This is a genomic window from Sphingobium sp. LF-16 (assembly GCF_003711185.1).
Taxonomy (GTDB): domain Bacteria; phylum Pseudomonadota; class Alphaproteobacteria; order Sphingomonadales; family Sphingomonadaceae; genus Sphingobium; species Sphingobium yanoikuyae_A.
Genome location: NZ_CP029335.1, coordinates 1848389 through 1871267, shown reverse-complemented (window position 1 = coordinate 1871267; position 22879 = coordinate 1848389). Strand labels below are relative to the sequence as shown.

Annotated in this window: 27 protein-coding genes, 1 pseudogene and 1 riboswitch; of the genes and pseudogenes, 11 read left to right on the top strand and 17 right to left on the bottom strand. The window is 65.0% G+C overall.

Features of this window, described 5'->3' with window-relative positions; translation table 11 throughout:
• Positions 1-34 precede the first annotated feature (34 nt).
• The 3 genes from DIZ22_RS08760 to DIZ22_RS08750 all read right to left on the bottom strand — a co-directional run bounded on the left by DIZ22_RS08760 (position 35) and on the right by DIZ22_RS08750 (position 1681).
• Positions 35-964 (bottom strand): DUF808 domain-containing protein, encoded by a 930-nt coding sequence (locus tag DIZ22_RS08760; RefSeq protein WP_048937014.1) that lies wholly within the window; start codon positions 962-964, stop codon positions 35-37.
• Positions 965-1082: 118 nt separating this feature from the next.
• On the bottom strand, positions 1083-1325 hold the full coding sequence (locus DIZ22_RS08755; RefSeq protein WP_048937013.1) for a hypothetical protein: 243 nt from the start codon (positions 1323-1325) through the stop codon (positions 1083-1085).
• Positions 1322-1681 carry a hypothetical protein gene (locus tag DIZ22_RS08750; protein ID WP_048937012.1) on the bottom strand — a complete coding sequence of 120 codons (360 nt, stop codon included), beginning with the start codon at positions 1679-1681 and terminating at the stop codon, positions 1322-1324. The genes DIZ22_RS08755 and DIZ22_RS08750 overlap by 4 nt, the downstream gene beginning before the upstream one ends.
• A gap of 103 nt (positions 1682-1784) precedes the next feature.
• Between DIZ22_RS08750 and DIZ22_RS08745 the strand changes: the two genes are divergently transcribed.
• Entirely contained in the window at positions 1785-2054 is a 270-nt protein-coding gene (locus DIZ22_RS08745) for a hypothetical protein (RefSeq protein ID WP_048937011.1), read from the top strand.
• Between the two features lie 2 nt (positions 2055-2056).
• On the opposite strand, the gene DIZ22_RS22380 is transcribed toward DIZ22_RS08745, so the two are convergent.
• Positions 2057-2182 carry a hypothetical protein gene (locus DIZ22_RS22380; RefSeq protein WP_276309026.1) on the bottom strand — a complete coding sequence of 42 codons (126 nt, stop codon included), beginning with the start codon at positions 2180-2182 and terminating at the stop codon, positions 2057-2059.
• A 47-nt stretch (positions 2183-2229) separates the two neighbouring features.
• A pseudogene (locus DIZ22_RS08740) lies at positions 2230-2952 on the bottom strand (LysR family transcriptional regulator); the annotation flags it as partial.
• A gap of 132 nt (positions 2953-3084) precedes the next feature.
• Between DIZ22_RS08740 and DIZ22_RS08735 the strand changes: the two are divergent.
• Entirely contained in the window at positions 3085-3837 is a 753-nt protein-coding gene (locus DIZ22_RS08735; protein ID WP_048937055.1) for an SDR family oxidoreductase, read from the top strand.
• Positions 3838-3915: 78 nt separating this feature from the next.
• On the opposite strand, the gene rplI is transcribed toward DIZ22_RS08735, so the two are convergent.
• Genes rplI through rpsF form a run of 3 tightly spaced genes read right to left on the bottom strand, consistent with a single transcriptional unit; the run spans position 3916 to position 5168 of the window.
• Entirely contained in the window at positions 3916-4512 is a 597-nt protein-coding gene (rplI, locus tag DIZ22_RS08730; RefSeq protein WP_004212072.1) for a 50S ribosomal protein L9, read from the bottom strand.
• A gap of 13 nt (positions 4513-4525) precedes the next feature.
• The gene (rpsR, locus tag DIZ22_RS08725; RefSeq protein ID WP_004212076.1) at positions 4526-4750 is read right to left on the bottom strand and encodes a 30S ribosomal protein S18; all 225 of its coding nucleotides are present in this window, start codon (positions 4748-4750) and stop codon (positions 4526-4528) included.
• A 13-nt stretch (positions 4751-4763) separates the two neighbouring features.
• Complete coding sequence (rpsF, locus tag DIZ22_RS08720; protein ID WP_004212077.1) at positions 4764-5168, bottom strand: 30S ribosomal protein S6; 405 nt, start codon at positions 5166-5168, stop codon at positions 4764-4766.
• Positions 5169-5414: 246 nt separating this feature from the next.
• Between rpsF and DIZ22_RS08715 the strand changes: the two genes are divergently transcribed.
• Positions 5415-6818 (top strand): GntP family permease, encoded by a 1404-nt coding sequence (locus DIZ22_RS08715; RefSeq protein ID WP_122928106.1) that lies wholly within the window; start codon positions 5415-5417, stop codon positions 6816-6818.
• 55 nt (positions 6819-6873) lie between these two features.
• Here DIZ22_RS08715 and DIZ22_RS08710 read toward each other — a convergent pair whose 3' ends face one another.
• From DIZ22_RS08710 to DIZ22_RS08680, 7 genes are all read right to left on the bottom strand, one after another.
• Positions 6874-7227 carry an RcnB family protein gene (locus DIZ22_RS08710; RefSeq protein WP_010335400.1) on the bottom strand — a complete coding sequence of 118 codons (354 nt, stop codon included), beginning with the start codon at positions 7225-7227 and terminating at the stop codon, positions 6874-6876.
• Between the two features lie 177 nt (positions 7228-7404).
• Positions 7405-8121 (bottom strand): CPBP family intramembrane glutamic endopeptidase, encoded by a 717-nt coding sequence (locus DIZ22_RS08705; RefSeq protein WP_048937009.1) that lies wholly within the window; start codon positions 8119-8121, stop codon positions 7405-7407.
• A 25-nt stretch (positions 8122-8146) separates the two neighbouring features.
• Positions 8147-8338: a hypothetical protein gene (locus DIZ22_RS08700; protein WP_048937008.1), complete on the bottom strand. Its 192-nt coding sequence runs from the start codon at positions 8336-8338 to the stop codon at positions 8147-8149.
• 110 nt (positions 8339-8448) lie between these two features.
• On the bottom strand, positions 8449-9654 hold the full coding sequence (locus DIZ22_RS08695) for an ABC transporter permease (RefSeq protein WP_004212085.1): 1206 nt from the start codon (positions 9652-9654) through the stop codon (positions 8449-8451).
• Positions 9654-10376, bottom strand: coding sequence for an ABC transporter ATP-binding protein (locus tag DIZ22_RS08690; RefSeq protein WP_017501185.1), 723 nt, complete (start codon positions 10374-10376; stop codon positions 9654-9656). Before DIZ22_RS08690 ends, DIZ22_RS08695 begins: the two co-directional genes overlap by 1 nt.
• Before the next feature lie 4 nt (positions 10377-10380).
• Entirely contained in the window at positions 10381-11928 is a 1548-nt protein-coding gene (locus DIZ22_RS08685) for an efflux RND transporter periplasmic adaptor subunit (protein WP_053094327.1), read from the bottom strand.
• On the bottom strand, positions 11918-13369 hold the full coding sequence (locus DIZ22_RS08680) for an efflux transporter outer membrane subunit (protein WP_048937006.1): 1452 nt from the start codon (positions 13367-13369) through the stop codon (positions 11918-11920). Before DIZ22_RS08680 ends, DIZ22_RS08685 begins: the two co-directional genes overlap by 11 nt.
• 190 nt (positions 13370-13559) lie before the next feature.
• On the opposite strand from DIZ22_RS08680, the gene fabD reads away from it, so the two are divergent.
• From fabD to fabG, 3 genes are read left to right on the top strand one after another with little or no spacing between them, the layout of a single operon-like run.
• Complete coding sequence (fabD, locus tag DIZ22_RS08675; RefSeq protein ID WP_048937005.1) at positions 13560-14495, top strand: ACP S-malonyltransferase; 936 nt, start codon at positions 13560-13562, stop codon at positions 14493-14495.
• Complete coding sequence (locus DIZ22_RS08670) at positions 14492-15313, top strand: crotonase/enoyl-CoA hydratase family protein (protein ID WP_048937004.1); 822 nt, start codon at positions 14492-14494, stop codon at positions 15311-15313. The genes fabD and DIZ22_RS08670 overlap by 4 nt, the downstream gene beginning before the upstream one ends.
• Position 15314: 1 nt before the next feature.
• The gene (gene fabG, locus DIZ22_RS08665; protein WP_004212094.1) at positions 15315-16055 is read left to right on the top strand and encodes a 3-oxoacyl-[acyl-carrier-protein] reductase; all 741 of its coding nucleotides are present in this window, start codon (positions 15315-15317) and stop codon (positions 16053-16055) included.
• Between the two features lie 17 nt (positions 16056-16072).
• Here fabG and DIZ22_RS08660 read toward each other — a convergent pair whose 3' ends face one another.
• Positions 16073-17296, bottom strand: coding sequence for a glycosyltransferase family 87 protein (locus DIZ22_RS08660; RefSeq protein ID WP_048937003.1), 1224 nt, complete (start codon positions 17294-17296; stop codon positions 16073-16075).
• A 207-nt stretch (positions 17297-17503) separates the two neighbouring features.
• Between DIZ22_RS08660 and DIZ22_RS08655 the strand changes: the two genes are divergently transcribed.
• From DIZ22_RS08655 to metA, 4 genes are all read left to right on the top strand, one after another.
• Positions 17504-17737, top strand: a complete 234-nt coding sequence (locus DIZ22_RS08655; RefSeq protein WP_004212096.1) for an acyl carrier protein — start codon at positions 17504-17506, stop codon at positions 17735-17737.
• 178 nt (positions 17738-17915) lie between these two features.
• Positions 17916-19175, top strand: a complete 1260-nt coding sequence (fabF, locus tag DIZ22_RS08650; protein WP_048937002.1) for a beta-ketoacyl-ACP synthase II — start codon at positions 17916-17918, stop codon at positions 19173-19175.
• Between the two features lie 109 nt (positions 19176-19284).
• On the top strand, positions 19285-20256 hold the full coding sequence (mltG, locus tag DIZ22_RS08645) for an endolytic transglycosylase MltG (protein ID WP_048937054.1): 972 nt from the start codon (positions 19285-19287) through the stop codon (positions 20254-20256).
• Positions 20257-20316: 60 nt separating this feature from the next.
• Positions 20317-20425, top strand: a riboswitch (SAM-I-IV-variant riboswitch).
• 39 nt (positions 20426-20464) lie between these two features.
• Entirely contained in the window at positions 20465-21391 is a 927-nt protein-coding gene (metA, locus tag DIZ22_RS08640) for a homoserine O-succinyltransferase (protein WP_004212101.1), read from the top strand.
• A gap of 10 nt (positions 21392-21401) precedes the next feature.
• On the opposite strand, the gene DIZ22_RS08635 is transcribed toward metA, so the two are convergent.
• Positions 21402-21821 carry a hypothetical protein gene (locus DIZ22_RS08635; protein WP_048937053.1) on the bottom strand — a complete coding sequence of 140 codons (420 nt, stop codon included), beginning with the start codon at positions 21819-21821 and terminating at the stop codon, positions 21402-21404.
• Positions 21822-21928: 107 nt separating this feature from the next.
• Between DIZ22_RS08635 and DIZ22_RS08630 the strand changes: the two genes are divergently transcribed.
• Positions 21929-22432, top strand: coding sequence for a 2'-5' RNA ligase family protein (locus DIZ22_RS08630; protein WP_164488926.1), 504 nt, complete (start codon positions 21929-21931; stop codon positions 22430-22432).
• The last annotated feature ends 447 nt before the right edge of the window (positions 22433-22879 follow it).

The following is a 22879-nucleotide window of genomic DNA, read 5'->3' as shown; positions in this document are numbered from 1 at the left end:
GCCGGCAAAGGCGCGGGCGCTCCCCTTAATCGCCTCAGTGCTTCTTGAACAGATGCAGCACGGCAACGATGATGCCGCCGATCACCAGGCCGACAATGCCCGCGCCGATCGCGTTCACCAGCCAGTCGATCACTGGCGCGATCGCGGGCACGGCATGGGCGGCGCCCTCGGCCAGATGATGGATCGTGCCGGGGATCAGATCCCAATGGAATTCGTGCAGGCCATGAACGATCAGGCCGCCGCCGACCCACAGCATCGCCGCCGTGCCGACCACGCCCAGCACGCTCATCACGACCGGCATCGCCTTTACCAGGCCGCGGCCGATGGCGCGCGTTGCCGCGCCGCTGCGTTGGGCGAGGTGCAGGCCGATATCGTCCATCTTCACGATGAAGCCGACCACACCATAGACGCCGGCGGTGATCGCGATGGCGACGACGACCAGGATGATCGCCTGTTCCCAGATCGGTTCGCTGGCGACAGTGCCGAGCGCAATCGCCATGATCTCGCCCGACAGGATGAAGTCGGTGCGGATCGCGCTGGAGACCTTCTGGTCCTCCAGTTCCTTGGAAGTCAGGGTCGCGGCGGCATCCGCCACCTCGTCATGGCCGCCCTGGATCGCCTCCATCAGCTTCTCCGCCGCCTCGAAGCAGAGGAAGGCGCCGCCCAGCATCAGCAGCGGCGGCAGCAGCCAGGGGGCAAAGGCGCTGAGCGCCAGTGCCGCCGGCAGCAGGAACAGCAATTTGTTGCGCAACGATCCGCGCGCGATCTTCCAGATGATCGGCAGTTCGCGGTCGGGCGATAGGCCCATGACATAGTTGGGCGTCACGGCGGTATCGTCGATAACGACGCCGGCGGCCTTGGTGCCGGCCTTGCCGGCGGCAGCGGCGACATCGTCCAGCGACGTGGCCGCCATCTTGGCGATACCGGCAACATCGTCGAGCAGCGCGATCAGACCCGAAGGCATGGTTGAATAATTCCCCTGTTGAAACGGATGGATATCATCCGTGCGCGCTTCTTAATGCGCGGGCAGGGTGGGGGCAATGGAGCGATGATTGCCGGTTCGTGACCAGGCGTCGGCGATATCAGTAATTGCCGGGCGGATCGCTGGCGGGGAAGGACTCGTCGGACTGTTCATCGACCATGTCCCAATTGCTGTCGTTCGCCTGCGGCCCGGCGTCGCGGACGATGCCGGACGAGCCGACCGGGCCGCGATCGTCCAGATCATCGGCGGCGGCACCATCATCTTTGCTGGCGCGTTCCTTCAGGCTCTTCCAGGCAACGGCGCCTAGGCCGGTCAGGAAGGCCAGTTTCAGCAATCCCCTCATGGTGTCTCCTTCGGTGAACTGTGAAGATGGACCCACTTGGCAGCGTCCTGGTCGATGCCTTCGGGAGGCAGGCGAATTTCGCCCTCCTCGTCCGCGCTGCCGGGATGATCCTCGTCCGCGCCAGTCATGCCGGGCGGAAAGATGGTCCAGCGCTGCTGCAAGGCGGTATCGATCATTGCCTGCCAGGCGGTGACGTCCCCCGTCTCGCGCATTGCCGGATCGGGCTCCTTGAGCATCGCCAATATGCTGGCGGCATCCTCGACCCAGTAGGGCCAATTATGCGTTGCCCCGGCGGCGAGGTGCCGGGCGAGGCGCTCAAGCAGGGTACGTTGATCCATGGTATCTGGAACGTTCATGGCGACTCTCCGTTCCTCATTTTCTCGCCATGCAACTTAATGGCAATCCTCGGGAAATGCCTGTCGGTATTTGAACCGATATGGGACAAAAAAGGAGGCAGACATGCCCATAGGCGATAAGCGCCGCTATACTGACAAGCAGAAGCGCAAAGCCGCGCATATCGCGCAAAGCTATGAAGAGCGCGGCATTTCGCATGACGAGGCGGAGGCGCGGGCCTGGGCGACCGTGAACAAGGATTCGGGCGGCGGCAACCTGTCGGGATCGGGGCGGGGCAAGCCCGACAGTCATGCCGCCGAACGGCGTAAGACGGCCGATCGATCGGCGGCGGCGAAGAAGGGCTGGGAAACCCGCCGCCGACGGGCGCAGGGCTGAAATCAGGGTGAGAAGATATCGCCGTTGCTGAAATGCGCGGCGAGATGATCGATCCAGGCGCGGACCAGCGGCGGCAGCCCGGTGCGGGTGGTGAAGACGAGATGGACGATCCCTCCTGTGCCTGCCATTCCGGGAACGGCAGCGCCAGGGCGCCCGAGCGCAGGTCGGCCATGCAGACATGATCGGGCAGTAGCGCTACGCCCAACCCGGCAATGGCGGCACGGCGGATGGTCTCGAAATCGCCGCAGTTCAGGCGCGGATGATGCTCGATCGACCGTGTCGCACAATCGAGGCCTTCCAACTGCCAGCTCACCGCGCCATCCTCCCCCGATGAACTGAGCGTTGGCAGGGTTGGCAGGGCATCAATATCCTTGCCGGCGACCTGATTGGCAAGCGCGGGGCTGGCGACCAAGATGCGGCGGCTGCGCGCCAGCGTGCGCATCGTCAGTTCCGCGTCGGTGTCCAGCCGGGTGCGCACGCGCAGGGCGACATCGATCCGCTCGCCGATCAGGTCGACGGGCCGATCGACCGCGACGATCTGCACATGGCCCTTGGGATAGAGCGTCAGGAAATCGGGCAATATGGCGGCCACGAACGGGGTGAGGCCGGTCGGGCAGGAAAAGCGGACGGTGCCCTTGGGTTCGCTGAGGCTGGCCTCGACCAGAGCTTCGGCGCGCTCGGCAGCGGCGACGGCGATACGGCACTGGTCATAGACCGACAGGCCAAGCTCGGTGACCCGGAAACGGCGGGATGAGCGTTCGATCAACCGCACGCCCAGTCGCTGTTCCAGCTCCGCAACCCGGCGGCTGAGTTTCGACTTGGGCAGGCGCAACGCGCGGCCGGCAGCGGCAAATCCACCGTGGGTCACAACCGCCGCAAACAGACGAAGATCATTCATATCCTGCATGCCATCGTTCTAATTATGGAACGAAGGATGTCAATTTTGCCGTCTACAGCGAAAATCGTTCCAGGATTATTTCCAATGCCACAGGCGGTGCAGGGTGTATCGCCGGACAGAAAGGAAATGATCATGGCACGCAAATTGGAAAACAAGGTGGCCGTGGTGACCGGCGGCACGACCGGCATCGGCCTGGGAATCGCGCAGGAACTGGCCGAAGCCGGGGCCAGGCTGTTCATCACCGGACGGCGGCAGGAGGAACTCGACGCGGCGGTCCGCACCATCGGCCATGGCGCCGTCGGCGTGCAGGGCGACGTGACCCGGTTCGCCGATCTCGATCGCCTCTATGATGTCGTGCAGCAGCATGGCGCACAGATCGACATATTGGTCGCCAATGCCGGCGGCGGCAGCTTCCAGCCGATCGGCGCCATTACCGAGGAGGAATTCGACCGGACCTTCGGCCTGAATGTGAAAGCCACGCTGTTCACGGTGCAGAAGGCGCTGCCGCTGCTGCGCGACGGGGCATCGATCATCCTGACCGGATCGACCGAGTCGGTGCGCGCCTTGCCGGCCTTCAGTGTCTATGGTGCGACCAAGGCGGCGATCCGAAATTTTGCGCGGCACTGGATCCTTGACCTCAAGGACCGCCATATCCGGGTCAACACGATCGCGCCGGGTGCGACCCGCACGCCGGGGCTGCAGGGCCTGACCGCCGATGATGCCGAATGGCAGGCGCTGGAAGGTGGTCTGGCCTCGCAAATCCCGCTCGGCCGGCTGGCCGACCCGCGCGAGATCGGCAAGGCGGCGCTGTTCCTCGCCTCCGATGACGCCAGCTATGTCAACGGCGTCGAACTGTTCGTCGATGGCGGCTTCGCGCAGATTTGAGCCACAGCCGCTCTCTTCAGGACAACAAAAAAGCCGCCCGGTGACGGGCGGCTTTCTCGTTTGTCAGAGCGAAGAGGCTCAGGCTTCTTCGGCCGGGGCTTCTTCCGCCTCGACGGCGATTTCGCCCGGCTCGGCGTTCGGATCGTAATCCTCGGTGAAGCCGGCTTCGTCCTTCTCGAACAGGTCGGCCATCACGTCGACGCCCTGCGCCTGCAGTTCGGCTTCTTCCGGCGAGCGGGCAACGTTCACCGTGATGGTAACGGCCACTTCCGGGTGCAGCGCGACCTTGACGTCGAAGACGCCCAAGGTCTTGATCGGACGCTCCAGCACGACCATCGCCTTGGAGACGTTGGTCACGCCATCGGCGTGCAGCGCGTCGACGACGTCACGGACGGCGACCGAGCCGTACAGGTGGCCGGCGTTCGACGACTGGCGGATCAGGACGATCTGCTTGCCGTTGACGCCTTCGGCAGCCTTTTCGGCGTCCGAACGACGAGCGGCGTTGTCGGCTTCGATCTTCGCGCGGTTGGCTTCGAACACGGCCTTGTTGGCGGCGTTCGAACGAAGAGCCTTCTTGTTGGGCAGCAGGAAGTTACGAGCGTAACCATCCTTCACGGTGACGACGTCGCCGATCGCGCCCAGCTTTTCGATGCGCTCAAGGAGAATGATTTCCATGGGTCTTTCTCCCTTACTTCACGATGTAGGGCAGCAGGCCCAGGTGACGGGCGCGCTTGATGGCCTGGGCCAGCTCACGCTGCTTCTTGGCGGACACCGCGGTGATGCGGCTGGGGACGATCTTGCCGCGCTCGGACACGAAGCCCTGCAGCAGACGGACGTCCTTGTAATCGATCTTCGGCGCATCCTTGGCGGCGAAGGGGCAGCTCTTGCGGCGGCGGAAAAACGGGCGTGCCATGTTTCAGATCTCCTTATTCGGCAGCCGGGGCTTCTTCGCGCTCACGGCGCGGGCCACGGTCACCACGGGGGGCACGGTCGCCGCGTTCGGCGCGTTCCTGCTTGCGCATCATCACCGACGGACCGGCTTCCAGCTCTTCGACCTTGATGGTCATGTAGCGGATGATGTCTTCGTTGATCTGGGTCTGACGCTCCAGCTCGGCAATCACGTTGCCCGGTGCGTCGATGTTCAGCATGACGTAGTGCGCCTTGCGGTTCTTGGCGATCTTGTACGCGAGCGAACGCAGGCCCCAGGTCTCGACCTTGGTCACCTTGCCTTCATTTTCCTCGACGATCTTGGTGGCGGTTTCCGCCAGAGCGTCCACCTGCGCCTGTGCCAGATCCTGGCGCGCAAGGAACACATGCTCGTAAAGAGCCATGGGTATTGCCTCATCTGTTGGCCGATCGCTGACGCCCACCCCATGTGGAACGCCCCTCCGGCTGTCGTCTCAAGCATTCGAAATCGTCCGACGTCCGAATCCGGGGCCGAGCGAAGGCGCGCCTATGACGGAAAAGCGGGGGAAAGGCAAGCGGCATCGGTGCAGCCATGGGCGGCAGCGGCCCTGCTTGCAGTCAGGCTTCACCTGTCTCTATCCTGCGCTTCAGAAAATGAGAAGGAGAGACGGATGGCGGTCGCGATCGCGGCACTGGCGCTGATCTTGCTGATGCTGGCGGCCTATCGCGGCATGAGCGTCATACTGATGGCGCCTTTGCTCGCCATGCTGGCGGTGTTCCTGACCGATCCGGCGACAGTGCCCACCGCCTTTTCCGGCCTGTTCATGGACAAGGTCGCCACCTTCCTGAAGCTCTATTTTCCGGTCTTCCTGCTTGGCGCGCTGTTCGGCAAGCTGGTCGAGATATCGGGTTTTTCCCGCGCGATCGTGACGGCGGTGATCGGTTTCGTCGGCGCGGGGCGGGCGATCCCGGCGATCATGATCGTGACGGCGCTGCTGACCTATGGCGGGGTCTCGGTCTTCGTGGCGGTGTTCGCCGTCTACCCCTTCGCCGCCGAGATGTTTCGCCGCGCCGATATTCCCAAGCGGCTGGTACCCGCGACCATCGGCCTTGGCGCGCTGACCTTTACCATGGATGCGCTGCCGGGCACGCCGCAGATCCAGAATGTCATTCCGGCCAGCTTCTTTGGCACCACTGCCTGGGCGGCGCCGGTGCTGGGCATGATCGGATCGGTGGTGATCGCGGCGGCGGGCCTTGCCTATCTCAACTGGCGCCGTCGGTCGATGGCGGCGGCGGGGGAGGGCTATGGCGCGCCCGAAACGCTGGTCAACGAACCCGATCGGCAGGAGGAGGCGGTGACCGTCCACCCGCTGGTCGCCCTACTGCCACTGCTGGTGGTGGGGCTTGGCAATCTGGCGTTGACGCTGCTGATCCCGCGCATCACCGGCGGGGCGGAAGAGGTGAGTATTCGGCTGGCGGGTCTGCCCGGTCCGGTGACAGCGAAGGTGACACAACAGGCGGCGCTGTGGGCGGTGGAGGGGGCGCTGCTGCTGGGCATCGCCACCATCCTGATCTTCGCTTTCCCGATCGTGTCACGGCGCTTTGCGGAAGGGTCGAAGGCGGCGGTCGGCGGCGCCTTGCTGGCGGGGATGAACACGGCGGTCGAATATGGCTTTGGCGGAGTGATCGCGGCGCTGCCCGGCTTCCTGGTCGTCAAGGACGCGCTGAAGGCGGTGCCCAACCCGCTGATCAACGAAGCCATTACGGTGACGACCCTGGCCGGCATTACCGGGTCGGCGTCGGGCGGCCTGTCGATCGCGCTGGCGGCGATGGCGGACCAGTTCGTGGCGGCGGGCGATGCGGCGGGTATCCCAAGAGAGGTGCTGCATCGGGTCGCGTCGATGGCATCGGGGGGCATGGACAGCCTGCCGCACAATGGCGCGGTCATCACCCTGCTGGCGGTGACGGGCCTCACCCATCGTCAGGCCTATAAGGACATATTCGCGCTGACGCTCATCAAGACGATGACCGTCTTCGTCGTGATCGCCGTCTATTATCTGACCGGGCTGGTGTGAACGCGAAAGCGCCCCGGAGCGGTGGCTCCAGGGCGCTTTTCAGGAAGTGGGGCGCTTAGCGGATGGCGCCGGCGACGACCGCGCCGATGATCCCGCTGGTGATCGCGACCAGCACCGCGTCATTGCCCGAGCGGACCCAGTGATAACCGCGCGGCGGGGCCGACAGGCGATAGCCGCGATAATTGTCGACGACCCGGTAATTGGTCGCATAGCGGCGATCGAAGCGCTGGCCCTTGGCCCAGTGGCGATCGTTGCGCACCACCGTCTTCTTCTGGACGACGGTGCGGTGCGGACCTTCCTTCACGACCCGGACGGTCTCGCGATGGGGCGCGGCCTGGGCCTGGGCGGTGACGATCGGGCTGGCGGCAACGGCGGTGGCGGTCAGGGCCAGGATGATCTTCTTGAACATGTCTTCACTCCTCTTGTTTCAATCGAGGGCGCCGCTTCCGGCGTCGAAGACAGAGATAGGCCGCGCTTGTCGCAAGCCTGTCCCAAGGGTGGGGCAGTTTTGTCGGAAATTGTATCAAAACCCGATTTAAGCTGAATATCGGTTCAGAAATGGCGATTTTTCAATGCCTTGTTCGACTCACAACATCAGCGAGATGGCATTGCCGAAATTGTGCAGCAGGATCGGCAGCAGCAGGCTGCCGGTACGCAGGCGCAGCCAGACGGCGAGTAGCGAGGGGATGGCAGTAAGCGCCATCACCATCGGGTCAAAGCTGAAATGGCCGCCCGAATAGCTGAACGCATGGGCGAGGCCAAACAGGCCGCAGGAAAGCAGGGCGCCCCAGCCCCAGTCGACGCCGAGAAAGCGAACCCGCCGGGTAAAGGCGCGATCGAGCGCGAAAAGCAGAATGCCGCGATAAAAGGGTTCTTCCTCCAGCCCCGGCATGGTGAGCTGGAAGGCGATTTCCTCTGCGCTGCTGGGATCGTCGGGGAAATAGAGCGCGAGCGCGGTGAAGAAGGCGCAATAGAGGAGAGCCACGGGCAGGGCAGCGGTCAGGCTGCCGCGTGCTTGCCGGAGGGTGAGGCCGACCCGCTTCCAGCCGAAGGCGGGCAGGGATGCGACCAGCAAAGTGAGGGCGAGGGCTAGCAGCTTGCCCTGCCAGTTCCAGTCGGCAGCAGGGATGAGGTCGGGGATATGGCGATAGGCGCGGGTCAGCAGCGCGTCATTGGCAGCGACCAGGGCGACGGCAACCAGCAGCCAGCCAGGCCGAAAGCCGCGCCGATCGATCAGGCCGATCGCACCGCCCGCGGCCAGCAGCAGCGCCAGCGTGCCGAGCAGGCCGATGACGCCGTTCATGCGCGCCGCTCCGGCGCGCGGCGGTTCAGTCGGTGGAAGTGGGCAGAGAGACGGGGGGCAGGGGCGTGGCGGTGACGGTCATGCGGGCGAGCAGGATGGGATGATCCTTGCCCTCCAGCAATTGTGCCGTCTGCGGTGCCTGCGCGTCGGCAAAGGGTGTGAGGCTGACCCCGAGCAGCAGAGCACTGCTGATGAGGCTGGCGGCGATCATCTTCATGGAGGCATCCCTTCCACAGCGCCGGGGCGGCGCCATGGAAGGAGGGATCAGGCAGAAGATGTCGCAGCATTATCCCGGATAACCGCCCTTTTGTCGGAAAATGTATCAGCCTATTCGTGCCGCAGCGCGTCGATCGGGTTCAGGCTGGCCGCCCGGCGGGCGGGGAAATAGCCGAACACCACGCCGATCGCCGCCGAAAAGAGGAAGGCGATCAGATTGACCTGCGGATCGAAGGTGAAGGGCACCTTCATCAGCGGCGCGATGCCGACCGATGCGATGAGCGCAATGACCAGGCCGATCAGGCCGCCCATGCACGATAGCACGATCGCCTCCACCAGAAACTGCATCAGCACTTCGCGCGCGACCGCACCGATGGCGAGGCGGATGCCGATCTCGCGGGTGCGTTCGGTCACCGACACCAGCATGATGTTCATGATGCCGATGCCGCCGACCAGCAGGGATATGGCGGCCACCGCCGCGACGATCTGGGTCAGGATGGTGGTGGTGCCGGTCAGCGTGTCGCTGATCTGCTTGGTGTCGAAGACGTTGAAATTATCCTCCGCGCCAGCCTTGATCTTGCGGCGTTCGCGCATCAGCTGTTCCAGGCTGTCCTGCACGGTCGCGCTGTCATAGGCGTCGTCGACCGCGACCATGATCTGGCTGATGTCGCGATCGCCGGTGAAGCGGCGCTGGACGAACTTGATCGGCATGACGACGACATCGTCCTGGTCGCCAAAGCCGCCCTGGCCGCGGGTCGCAAGCACGCCCACCACCTGACAGCTGACGCCCTTGATCCGCATCCGCTTGCCGATCGGGTCATTGCCCTGGAACAGGTTGGTGCGCACCGTATTGCCGATGATGCAGACCGATTTGCCGGCCTCTTCCTCGTCCGGCATGAACAGCCGGCCTTCCGACACATTCCAGGACTGGACCTGCGAATAGGCGGAGGTCGTGCCATAGACGGTGGTCGACCAGTTATTGCCTTCATAGATGGCGGTGCCGCTCGACTGGACCACCGGCGCCACGGCGCGCACGCCGGTCAGCTGGTTCTCGATCGCGGTCAGGTCCGCTTCCTTGAAATTGGGCGGGCGCGGCCCGCCGCCGCCACGGCCAAAGCCCTGGCCGGGTCGCAGTTGCAGCACATTGGCGCCGAGCGAGCTAATCTGTTCGCGCACGGCGGCGGTCGCGCCATTGCCCAGCGTCACCATGGTGACGACGGCGGCGACGCCGATGATGATGCCGAGCGTCGTGAGGAAGCTGCGCATCTTGTGCCGGTTGATCGCCCGGAAGGCGAGGATGACGGTGGTCCCCAGCATCAGCCCACGGCTCCCTTCTGCGGTCCGCCCAGGCCCTTTTCGATCCGCTCGACCAGACCATCCTTGAAATGGACGATGGTGCGGGCAAATTCGGCCATGTCGGGTTCGTGCGTCACCATCAGCACGGTGATGCCGCTATTCTGGTTGAGGTCGGTCAGCAATTGCATGATTTCCACCGACCGTTCGGAATCGAGATTGCCGGTCGGTTCGTCGGCCAGCAGCACATCGGGCTGGGTGACGATGGCGCGGGCAATGGCAACGCGCTGTTGCTGGCCGCCGGACAGTTCGGCCGGCGTATGGTCCCACCAGTCCTTGAGGCCCACCTTGTCGAGCGCGGCCATGCCCATGTCGTAACGGGTCTTCTTGTCCTCGCCGCGATAAAGCAGGGGCAGCTCGACATTTTCGAGCGCGCTGGTGCGGGCGAGCAGGTTGAAGCCCTGGAACACGAATCCGAGATAGCGGCGGCGCAGCAGCGCGCGCTGATCGCGGTCCAGCGTCTCGACATGGCGGCCCTTGAACAGGAACTGCCCGCCCGATGGCACGTCGAGGCAGCCCAATATGTTCATCGTCGTCGACTTGCCCGAGCCCGAAGGCCCCATGACGGCGACGAAATCACCCTGCTCGATGTCGAGGTCTATGCCCTTGAGTGCCTGAAAGGCGGTGGGGCCGCTGCCGAAGATCTTGGTGATCCCCCGCAGCGAGATGATGGGATCGGCGGCCATGGGATCAGGTTCCGCTCTGCCGGCCGGTGCCCCGGCTTTCCGCGCCGCTGCTGCCCTGCGGGTCGGCGGGCGTCGAGGCGACCGGGGCGGTCTGGGGCGCGGCATCGCCCGAATTGCCAAGCGACTTGACGCTGGCGGGGCTGCCGTCGGCGGCGGGATTGCGCGGGCGATCCTTCGTGTCGCCAGCGGCGGGGTCTGCCTTCTGGTCCTCGGCGGGCTGCTGCGCGCCGGCGGCAAGCTGGCCGGTGATGACCTTCATGCCGGGCTTCAGGTCGCCGCCGGTGATGACGGTGCGCGATCCGTCGCTGGCGCCGACGGTCACCTGGATCGCCTTGGGATCGCCCTTTTCGTCGAGGACATAGAGGGTCTGGCTGCTGCCCGCGCCGAAATTGACCTGGCGGTTGGCACCGCTGCGGCGCATGCGGCCGGGGCCGGGCAGGACGCTGGTGATGCCGCCGCCTGATCCGGCACCGCTGCTGGGCTTGAAGCGAAGCGCGCTGTTGGGGACGAGCAGCACGTCATGCAGTTCCTGGGTCACGATGTCGGCGGTCGCGGTCATGCCCGGACGCAGGGTTTCGTCCGCATTATCGACCGACAGCACGGCGGTATAGGCGACGACCGTGCCGGTCGAGCTGCTGGTCGTGCTGGTCGAGGACGAGGAGGACGAACTGCTGCTGGAGCTGTTCGACCCGACATTCACCCGCGTGACCTTTGCCGGGAAGGTGCGGCCGGGGAAGGCGTCGACGGCGAAATTGGCGGTCTGGCCTTCCTTGACCTGGCCGACATCAGCTTCGTCCACCGATACCTCGACCTCCATCTTGGTGAGATCCTCGGCGATGGTGAACAGCACCGGCGCATTGAGCGAGGCGGCGACGGTCTGGCCCGGCTCGATGTCGCGCGACAGGACCACGCCGGTTACCGGCGAGACGATCTGGGCGATCGAAAGGTTGGTCTGGGCGGTCGACAGCTGGGCGCGCGAGACATTCACCTGCGCCTGGGCCGAACGAAGGTTGGCGAGCGCGCCATTATAGTCGGCGCGGGCCGAATCCAGTTCGGTCTTGGCCGGCACCTTGCCACCGGAAAGCTGATAGACGTTGAGCTGGCGGTCCAGTGTCGCCTTGGCCAGCGCGACCTGCGCCTGCGCCTGGGCGACGCCGGCCTGGGAGGAGGCGACCTGGGCCTGCGTCTGGTTGATCGTGTCGACCAGGCGGCGGGTGTCCAGTTCGGCGAGCTTCTGCCCCTTGGTCACGCGATCATTGACGTCGACATAGACGGCGGTGATCTTGCCCGACTGTTCGGACCCCACATCGACCTGGTTGATCGGCTTCAAATTGCCGGTCGCCGACACGCTGACTGTCAGGTCGCCCTGGCGCGCCTCGCGGGTCGCATAATTGGGCTTGTCATCGCCGGCAAAGCAGCGGGCGACAAGCAGGACGAGGATCAGCAGCACGACGCCGATGGCGCCGCGGATAAGCCATTTGCGATGCGGCTTTTCCGGCTTGGCGCCCAGAAAGTCGTTGAGATCCTGATCGGGGCTGGCGTCATTGCTCATGGGGGCGGTCATCCATATTCTGCCAGCCGCCACCCAGCGCATTATAGAGCTGGGCGATGGCCAGGATCTCGTCCGATTGGGCGCTGGCAAGGCTGTTGCGGGCGTTCAGCAACGTGGTTTCGCTGCTGGACAGGGTCTGGAAGTCGATCAGGCCGGACTGATACTGGCTGCGCGCCAGGATTGCGGCATTGTTCGACGCTTCGTAAGCGGTGGCGAACTCGATCTTGCGCCGGCGGGCGCTGTCGAGCGAGGCCATGCCATTTTCGACATCCTCCAGCGCGCCGAGGACGCTCTGCTTGTAGGCGGCGAAGGCGCCGTCGGTCGCCGCCTTCTGCGCGCGAACCTGCGAGGCGAGGCGGCCACCATCGAAGATGGTCTGGGCGACATTGGCAAAGACGCCGCCGGTGATGAGGTCGAACAAATCCTTGAAGGCGTTCGACGTGGTGCCGATGTTGCCGCTGATGCCGAGCGAGGGATAGAGCTGCGCTTGGGCGACGCCGATCCGTGCGGTGGCGGCGGCCAGCGCCCGTTCGGCGGACCGCACATCGGGCCGCTGGCGCAGCGTATCGGCCGGAATGCCGGTGGCGATGTCGGTTGCGGCGGTGGGGATCGGTGCCGGCGTTTCGAGCGCGCGGGTCGCGTCGCCCGGCGCCTGGCCGGTCAGCACGGCGATGCGGTTGAGGCTGCCCTTCAGGCTGGCTTCGAGCTGGGGGATGGTGGCGTTGGTCTGGGCGAGCTGGGCTCTGGCCTGCTGCTCGTCGAGCGAGGAGACCAGCCCGGCCTGCAACCGCCAGCGGGCGATGTCGTAATTGTCCTGCTGCACCTTCTGCGTCTCGCGGGCGATGCGCAGCTGTTCCTGTGATGCGCGCGCCTGGACATAGTTGGTGACCAGTTCGGAAATGATGGTCATCCGCACATTGGCGAGGTCATAGCCGGACGCGGCAAGATCGGCCCGCGCGGCTTCGGCCGATCGCGACAATTCGCCGAACAGGTCGATCTGCCAGCTGGCATTGGCGCCGGCCGAATAGCTGCTGGACCAGTTGCTGGCGCCGGTGGAGATGACGTTGCCGCTGTCGTCGACACGGGTGCCGCCGGCCTGGCTGCGGTAATTCTTGCCGCCGCTGGCCGATCCGTTCACCTGCGGCAGGAAGGCGGCATTGGCCTGGCGCAGGGATTCCCGCGCCTGCCGCAGCCGTGCCTGCGCCTGGACGATGTCCAGGTTGCCGGCGATCGCCTGATCGATCAGGCCGGTCAGCGTCGGATCGTTGAGCCGCGTCCACCAGGTGGCGAGGGTGGCGTCGTCCAGCGCGGCGCCGCTGCCCTGGCTATAGCCGGCAGGCACGCCCAGCGCGGCGGATTGCGGCGCGTGATAGTTCGGTCCCGCCGCGCAGGCGGACAGGGCAAGCACCGATCCCGTGAGCCATGCAATGCGATATCGCACCTTTTCCTTGCACTCCGTCGTCGTTAAAGGGGCCAGCAATATTCCCCCGGAGAGACAGGGGGCAGGTATGTCAGGTCGTTACGTGCCGAAAAGCAATGTACGCCTCAATGCCATATATGTCTCAAAGTGTAACGTGCGTGAATTCCCGTGTTTTTCCCAGGAAAGACACCAGTAGATCAGAGGATGGAAGATGAGGGCATTTCTTTTCCCGGGCCAGGGTAGCCAGTCGGTCGGCATGGGCAAGGCGCTGGCCGAGGCAAGCCCGGCGGCAAAGGAACTGTTCCAGGAAGTCGATGACGCCCTGTCGCAGCATCTGTTCCGGATCATGGTGGAAGGCCCCGAGAGCGACCTGACCCTGACCGAGAACGCCCAGCCGGCGATCATGGCCAACGCGCTCGCCACGCTGCGCGTGATGCAGAAGGAAGGCGGCTTCAGCTTGGCTGACAAGGGTGATTATGTCGCGGGTCACTCGCTGGGCGAATATAGCGCGCTCTGCGCGGTCGAGGCGTTCGACCTTGGCACCACCGCCCGCCTGCTCAAGCTGCGCGGTCAGGCGATGCAGGCCGCCGTGCCGGTAGGCGAGGGTGCGATGGCGGCGCTGCTGGGCGCCGACATCGAAAAGGCGCAGGCGCTGGCCGATGCCGCGGCCGAAGGCGAAGTCTGCACCGTCGCCAACGACAATGATCCCAGCCAGGTTGTCATTTCCGGTCACAAGGGCGCGATCGAGCGCGCCGTCTCGCTGGTCAAGGATTATGGCATCAAGCGCGGCGTGCTGCTGCCGGTGTCGGCGCCCTTCCACTGTCCGCTGATGCAGCCGGCCGCCGATGCTATGGCGGAAGCGCTGGCGAAAGCGACGATCAACGCGCCGCTGCTGCCGGTCTATGCCAATGTGCTGGCCGCGCCGATCAGCGACACGACCGACATTCGCGAGCGTCTGGTCGAGCAGGTCACCGGCCGCGTCCGCTGGCGCGAGTCGATCGGCGCGATGTGGGACGCGGGCGTCACCGATTTCGTCGAACTGGGCGGCAAGGTGCTTGGCCCGATGGTCAAGCGCATCGCGCCCGACGCCACCGTGCGCAGCGTGGTGACGATGGACGATATCGAGGCGGTGCTGGGCGCGCTGTGAGCGAGAGCCCGGTCCTTAGCCCCCCCGTTCTAACCCAGCGCGACGGGGCCGTCCTGACGGTCACGCTGAACCTGCCCGACCGGCGCAATCCCATCTCCGATCCGGCGATGGTGGATGCGCTGTGCGACGTGTTCGAGGCGGCGGACCGGGATGCGAGCATCCATGTCGCGATCCTGACCGGGGCGGGCAGTGCCTTCTCCTCGGGCGGCGATCTCAACGCGATGCGGCCGGATGCCGGCGGGCTGCGCTCCAGCCTGCCGGCGCAGACGCGGCGCAATTATCGCGCGGGCATCCAGCGCCTGCCTCTGCTTTTCCAGGCGATCGAGCTGCCGGTGATCGCGGCGGTCAATGGCCCGGCGATCGGCGCGGGGCTGGACCTGGCCTGCATGTGCGACCTGCGCATCGCGGGGCAAAGCGCGCGTTTCGCCGAAAGCTTCGTGAAGCTAGGCCTGGTGTCGGGCGATGGCGGGGCCTGGTTGCTGCCGCGCATCATCGGCTTTTCCAAGGCGTCGCAGCTGTCGCTGACCGGCGAGACGATCGACGCGGGCGAGGCACTGCGGATCGGGCTGGTCGGCGAGGTTGTGCCCGATGCGGAGCTGATGACGGTGGCGCGGGCGCAGGCCGATGCGATTGCCGCCAACCCGCCGCATGCGACACGGATGACCAAGCGGCTGCTGCGCGCGGCGCAGACGGCCGAACTATCACAGATACTGGAAATGGCGGGCGCCATGCAGGCGCTGGCCCACGCGACCGCGGATCATGACGAGGCGATCACCGCCTTCTTCGACCGCCGGCCGCCGCACTTTAAGGGAGACTAGAATGTTCGATCTGACGGGAATGACCGCGCTGGTGACTGGCGCTTCGGGGGGCATCGGTTCCTCCATCGCCAAGGCGCTGGCCGCGCAGGGCGCCACGCTGGCGCTGTCGGGCAGCAATGAGGAGAAGCTCAAGGCCTTTGCGGCCGAACTGGGCGGCGACCACAAGACCTTGGTCTGCAACCTGTCCGACCCGGCCGCCGTCGACGCGCTGGTGCCGCAGGCGGTGGAAGCGCTGGGCGGCAAGATCGACATCCTGGTCAACAATGCCGGCATCACCCGCGACAATTTGATCCTGCGCATGAAGGACGAGGAATGGTCGCAGGTGATCGCGGTCAATCTGGAAGCTGCCTTCCGCCTGTGCCGCGCCGCCGCCAAGCCGATGATGAAGGCGCGCTTTGGCCGCATCATCTCGATCACCTCGGTCGTGGGCGTCACCGGCAATCCGGGCCAGTCCAACTATTGCGCGTCGAAGGCCGGCATCATCGGCATGTCAAAGTCGCTGGGCCAGGAACTGGCGAGCCGCGGCATCACCGTGAACTGCGTGGCCCCCGGCTTCATCCGGTCGGCCATGACCGATGCGCTGAACGATGCGCAGAAGGGCACGATCCTGGCCAAGATCCCCGCTGGCGATCTGGGCGATGGCGACGATATCGGTGCGGCGGTCGCCTATCTGGCGAGCAAGGAAGCAGGCTATGTCAACGGCCAGACCCTGCACGTCAATGGCGGCATGGCGATGATCTGACCGACCGGCAGGGGCGGTCAGGCGATCTTCGTCCGGCCGGGCAGACTATAAGCGAGCGCGCCGTCCAGCAGGATGGCGCGTCGCATCGCCAGCGCCAGCACCGCGATCGCGGCGATCAGGTTGACCGGCACATGGGTCCATTCCGACACGGCCCGGCCGAACAAAGGCGCCATCCAGGCATAGGCCAGCCAGCTTCGTTCCCAGCCAAGCACGCCGCGCTTGCCCATGTCGGCGGCGACGAAGGCGATCGCCATCCCCAGCAGCACATAGTCATAATCGAGCACATAGGGTGTGCAGAGCAGGGCGGCGCTGAGCGCAGCGGCGCCCCGCACTTCCATCGTCCCACGGCGGGCGACCAGCGCGGCGATGCCGATGGCGATGGCTGTCACCAGGCCCTGCACCACATAGGCGGCTGGAATGCTGCCGCCCCATTGGCGAATGGCGGCAAAGGGGCTTTGGATCTTTTCCCAGCCGGTGGCACCATTTTCGATGATGATATGCTGCGTCAGGGGCAGAGAATCGATGAACGCCTGCCACACCGGCCAGCCCCAGATCAGCAATGTCAGCAGGCACAGGCCGGCCGAGGTCAGACCGGCGGCCAGGAAGGCGCGGGCATTGCCGCGTGCGATGATCAGCACAGGGATCAGCACCGCAAATTGCGGTTTGTAGACCAATGCGCCCAGCAGCATGCCGGCGATCCAGGGACGTCGGTCGAGCAGGGCCATGCCGCCGCCCAGCAGGCCGGCGGTCATGAACGCATTCTGGCCATGGCCCAGGCACACCATCACCACCGGCGCACCGAGCGCGATGAGCAGCGCGTCGCGCTTACCCAGCAGGACATGGCGGACGACCATCAGCGCGCCGGCCAGCGTCAGTCCCTGCCACAGCAGCAGGGCAGGGGTGTAGGGGATTTGCGCCAGCAACGTGGCCAGGATCAGGAAGGGCGGGGGATAGTGCCAGCCATAGAAAGGGATGGCGGGATCATGATGGATCGCCTTCTGCACTTCATGATGGGCGGGCCAGTTCCATGCCTGGGCGGCCTGGCCATGGTCGGCCATCCATCCCGCCGTCCAGACGTTTGAAAAGTCGGTGCCAAGCGGTCGGCCAAGCGAATCTACCGTGCCATGGGCCGTCGCGAACAGGTGGGCAAGGCCGATCAGCGTTGCTGCCAGCATCAGCCAGGCGGTCATTCTTGCCCGTTCCGGGGTGATGAACTGGTCGGGGCACAGGCGGTCGATCATCGCTGTTGACTGGCACAAGCGGCTGAAATTTTGGTAAACAACCCGTTGTTTCCGGGTTTTTTCCGGCTTTTTATTGCCGAAACGCACCTGTCCCTCCATCTAGGGGCTTGGCGGCCTTCCCTCTTGCCTCTATCGGGGCTTGGCACTAGGGCAATGCCTTAACGGTTATTCAGAACCACCAACGATACCCAGTAAGAAGGACCACTCATGAGTGAGACCGCGGATCGCGTAAAGAAAATCGTCGTCGAGCATCTGGGCGTCGAAGCCGAGAAGGTGACCGAGGACGCCAGCTTCATCGACGATCTGGGCGCAGACAGCCTGGACATCGTTGAACTGGTGATGGCGTTCGAAGAAGAATTCGGCGTCGAAATCCCGGACGATGCGGCTGAGAAGATCGCCACCGTCAAGGACGCGATCGACTATATCGACAGCAAGGCCTAAGGGCTTCGCGGCCTGCCCTCAGTGGCGGGCCGCCCTCCTTGCACAAGGATTGGCTCCTCCTGTCCGGTGATCCCGGAGCTTGGGGAGCCTTTTCGTATCTGGCCTGCCGTTCACAAGTGCGTGTGGAACGCCTAGATGAGCGGCACGGAACCAAAAATTGGAATTTCGGAGCAAGCATATGCGTCGCGTCGTCGTAACCGGCCTTGGCATGGTAAGCCCGCTTGGCGGGGATGTCGAAACCACCTGGAAGAACATCATCGCGTCGAAATCCGGCGCGGCGACGATCACCCGCTTCGACGCCACCGATTACAAGTGCCGCATCGCCTGCGAAGTGAAGCCGGCGGATCATGAATATGGCTATGACGCCTCGCTGGACGTCGACCACAAGATCCAGCGCCAGGTCGATCCGTTCATCGTCTATGGCATTTCCGCCGCCAGCCAGGCGCTGCGCGACGCGGGCCTGGACAATATGTCGGAAGAAGAGCGCCTGCGCGCCGGCTGCTCGATCGGTTCGGGCATCGGCGGCCTGCCGGGCATCGAAAGCGAATCGCTGGTGCTGGCCAACAAGGGCCCCAACCGGGTTTCGCCGCACTTCGTCCATGGCCGCCTGATCAACCTGATCTCGGGCCAGGTCTCGATCAAGTACGGCCTGATGGGTCCGAACCATGCCGTCGTCACCGCCTGCTCGACCGGCGCCCACTCGATCGGCGACGCTGCGCGCATGATCGCGATGGACGATGCCGACGTGATGCTGGCGGGCGGCGCGGAAAGCGCGATCTGCCCGATCGGCATCGCCGGCTTCGCCCAGGCGCGTGCGCTCTCGACCGGCTTCAACGACACGCCGGAAAAGGCGAGCCGCCCTTATGACGTCAACCGTGACGGCTTCGTCATGGGCGAAGGCGCGGGCGTGGTCGTGCTGGAAGAATATGAGCATGCCAAGAAGCGCGGCGCGAAAATTTACGCCGAAGTCATCGGCTATGGCCTGACCGGCGACGCCTATCATGTCACGGCGCCGCACCCGGAAGGCAATGGCGGTTTCCGTTCGATGCAGATGGCGCTCAAGCGTTCGGGCCTGGCGCTGGAAGATATCGACTATGTGAACGCGCATGGCACGTCGACCCCGCTGGGCGACGAGCTGGAGCTGGGCGCAGTCAAGCGTCTGTTTGGCGATCATCTGGGCAGCATGTCGATGTCCTCGACCAAGTCGGCGATCGGCCACCTGCTGGGCGGCGCGGGCGCGGTGGAGAGCATCTTCTGCATCCTCGCCATGCGCGACCAGATCGTGCCGCCGACGCTCAACCTCGACGAACCGAGCGAAAGCTGCAAGGGCGTCGACCTGGTCCCGCACGTCGCCAAGGAGCGCAAGGTGCGCGCGGTGCTGAACAACTCGTTCGGCTTCGGCGGCACCAACGCCTCGCTCATCATGAAGGCGATCTGATACGCCTGATCCTCCCCTGAAAAGGGGAGGATCATGTAAGCCATAGCCGGTTGGGCATTATTTGGGTCGGGCAGTTGGGATGATGGCAAGACGATCCGGCGCAAATCCGGTGCGGCGACTGGGCTGCATCATCCTTCTGATCGGCCTGGCCGTTGTCGCCTTTGTCGGTTTCCGCTTCGTCCATGGCTGGACCGAGACGGGGCCGGCCACCCAGAATATCAGCATCGTCGTGCCGGAGGGATCGACCCTGTCCGATGCCGCGGTGCTGCTGAAATCGGCTGGCGCGGTGCGTTCGGCCGATGCCTTCCTGACCCGCGCGAAGGTCTTTGGCGGCGCCAAGCCGATCAAGGCCGGCGAGTTCGTGGTGCCCAAGGGCGCCAGCAACCGCGAGATATTGTCGATCCTGCAGGGCGGCAAGACGCTGACCCGGCTGGTCACCATCCCCGAAGGCATGCCGTCGATCCTGGTGCAGGAACGGCTGATGGCCAATGACGAGCTGACCGGCGATGTCGCGGTGCCGCAAGAGGGCAGCGTGCTGCCCGACAGCTATGCCTTCGACAAGGGCGAGCCGCGCGCCGCCGTGCTGAAGCGGATGCAGGCGGCGATGGACAAGGCGCTGGCGAAGCTCTGGGCCGAACGCGCGCCCAATACGATCGCCAAGTCGCCCCAGGAGGCGATCATCCTCGCCTCGATCGTCGAGAAGGAAACCGCGATCGCCAAGGAGCGGCCGATGGTCGCGGGCGTCTACAGCAACCGCCTGCGCAAGAACATGATGCTGCAGGCCGATCCGACGATCATCTATCCGATCACCAGGGGCAAGCCGCTCGGCCGCCGGATCAAGAAGTCCGAGATCGCCGACGTCAACGACTACAACACCTATGCGATGACCGGCCTGCCCAAGGGGCCGATCGCCAATCCGGGCCGGCTGTCGATCCTGGCGGTGCTGCACCCGGCGGAGACGAATGCGCTCTATTTCGTCGCGGACGGGAAGGGCGGCCATATCTTTGCCGACACCTATCAGCAGCATAATGAGAATGTGCGGAAGTGGTTCGAGATCCGCCGCGCGCGGGGCGAGCTGTAAAGCCCGGCTTGGCCGATATATAGCCGGGCTTGCCACATGGTCCGGCGCGCGCTAGGGATAGTCCAGCATCAAGAGTTGGGGCGACGCCCAACGCCAACCTGCCGTTCCGGGCAAGGTGGCACTCCCGATCCGGGAGGATGTGGCCGATCCGGCAACAAAGCGGACCTCAGCCACCGATCGTCGCCCCGCCAGGAAGGACTGACGAGACGTGCCGATCAAGATTGCCGATGACCTGCCCGCCCGCCGCACGCTGGAAGCCGAGGGCGTTGCCGTGATGGGCGAGGCGGATGCGGTGCGGCAGGATATCCGCCCGCTGCGGATCGCGCTGCTGAACCTGATGCCCAACAAGATCGATACCGAGACGCAGCTTGCGCGGCTGCTTGGCGCCTCGCCGTTGCAGGTGGAACTGACGCTGGTGCGGATCAGCGACCATGTGTCGCGCAACACCTCGGCCGATCATATGCAGTCCTTCTATCGCGCCTGGACCGATGTGCGCGACGAGCGGTTCGACGGCTTCCTGATCACCGGCGCGCCGGTCGAGCATCTGCCGTTCGAGGAGGTGAGCTACTGGCAGGAACTGCGCGCCATCTTCGACTGGACCCAGACCCATGTGCATCGTTCGCTCAGCATCTGCTGGGCGGCGCAGGCGGCGCTCCATCATTTCCACGGGGTCGAGAAACATGCGCTGGAGCGCAAGGCGTTCGGCGTGTTCCGCCATCGCAACCATGCCCCGGCCTCGCCCTATCTGCGGGGCTTTTCGGACGATTTCTCGATCCCGGTGTCGCGCTGGTCGGAAGTGCGGCGGGAATCGCTGCCGGTCGATCGCGGGCTGCAATTGCTGGCCGACAGCGCGGAGACCGGGCCTTGCCTGGTCCATGATCCGCGCCATGGCTTCCTGCACATGTTCAACCATGTCGAATATGACACGCGCACACTGGGCGACGAATATGCGCGCGACGGCGGCCGCCAGATGCCGGCCCATTATTTCCCCGACGACGACCCGACCCGCCCGCCGGAAAATCGCTGGCGCAGCCATGCCCATCTGCTGTTCGGCAACTGGATCAACGATCTCTACCAGACCGCGCCGTTCGACGTGGACATGATCGGCCAGGAGATATTGCAGAGCGCGGCCTGATCGGCGCCGATCAGCGCAGCAGGCCCTTGGCCGCCTGACTGCGGGCGTAGAGCCACTGGCCGATGCCGATCAGGATGATGACGGCCGGGAAGATCGCTGCGCCCGCGCCCTTCACCGCCAGCAGGTCGGTGCCAAGGAACGTGTGTCCGAACTGGACGATCACCGCGAGCAGCGACAGCAGGAACAGCGGCACCGCGACGCGGCGGCGCAGCAGCAGGGCGATCGCGCCCAGCGTGCCAGCGCCCACCGCCACCGCATAGACGGCCCAGGCCCAGCCGGGCATCTGGGCAAAGGCGCGGGCGGTGTCGGGATCGGTTTTGGCGAGTTCGCCGAGGTCGGCGCCATATTGCATGACGAAGGCAGCGACCCCCATCAGGTTCCATAGCAGCAGGATGACGGCGATGATGACGAAGGATGCCGGTGCGCGCATGATGCTTCCCCTCCTGGGCCGCGCCTGCTTGCCGGGCGCGGCATCTGTCATCATATAGCCTGTCCCGGCCGGGCGAAAGTCCGCCATCGCGTTGCAGGGAGGCGGTCCTGGCTGATCCGATCATTGTCACCGCGCTGCTGGGCGCCGCCGATTTCGCCTGGGCGGATGGCTTGCGCCGCGCCCATTTTCCGCCCGAACGCAATCAGGTGCCGGCGCATGTCACCCTGTTCCATCATCTGCCGCCTTCGCTGCTGCCCGAACTCAGGACGCGGATGAAGCAGATATGCGCCGGCCCGGCGCCACGGGCGCGGCTGGGCGATGTGCTGCTATTGGGGCAGGGGGTCGCCTATCGCATCGACAGTCCCGATCTGGCGGCGTTGCGTGGCGAATTGGCGGACGCCTTCACCGGCCTGCTGACGCCGCAGGACCAGGCCGGCTTTCGCCCGCATCTGACCGTGCAGAACAAGGTGGAGCCCAGGGTCGCGCGGGCGCTGGCCGACCGATTGCGCGCCGATTTCCATCCCCGCCCGATCGCAATCGCAGGCCTGGCTGCCTGGCACTATCGCGGCGGACCATGGGAACTGGCAAGCGAGACCCGGTTTCGGGGGTAGGGGATTTGGGTGGATTGCGGCCATCCCACCAACGTCATGCTGAACTTGTTTCAGCATCCATCAAGCCTAACAAACCATTGGTCTATTGGGAGGAATGGACCCTGAAACAAGTTCAGGGTGACGATGATGGAATGGCCAAAACTGGTCGTCAGCCGTCAAAACCCGATATCGTCATTGCTTCGCTACGCTTGCAATGGCGGGGTTCGCTCGCTTCCCGGCCGTCTTTCCTACTCAGCATATTTCTGGTCCACCCTGTGGGATGGAATTGGCCGCTCCCATTGCCCCGATATCGACCTTGCTGCAGCGCCCTGCCGCAACAAGTCTGTCGCGTCCTGGTCGCCTGATCGTCGCTTCGCTGGCGCGTCGGTGTCGCTTCACAGGCGCGCGATTGTCGCGCCGCCGTCGCTTTCCGATGACCCTATGCGGGGAAAATGGCGCAAAACGGGG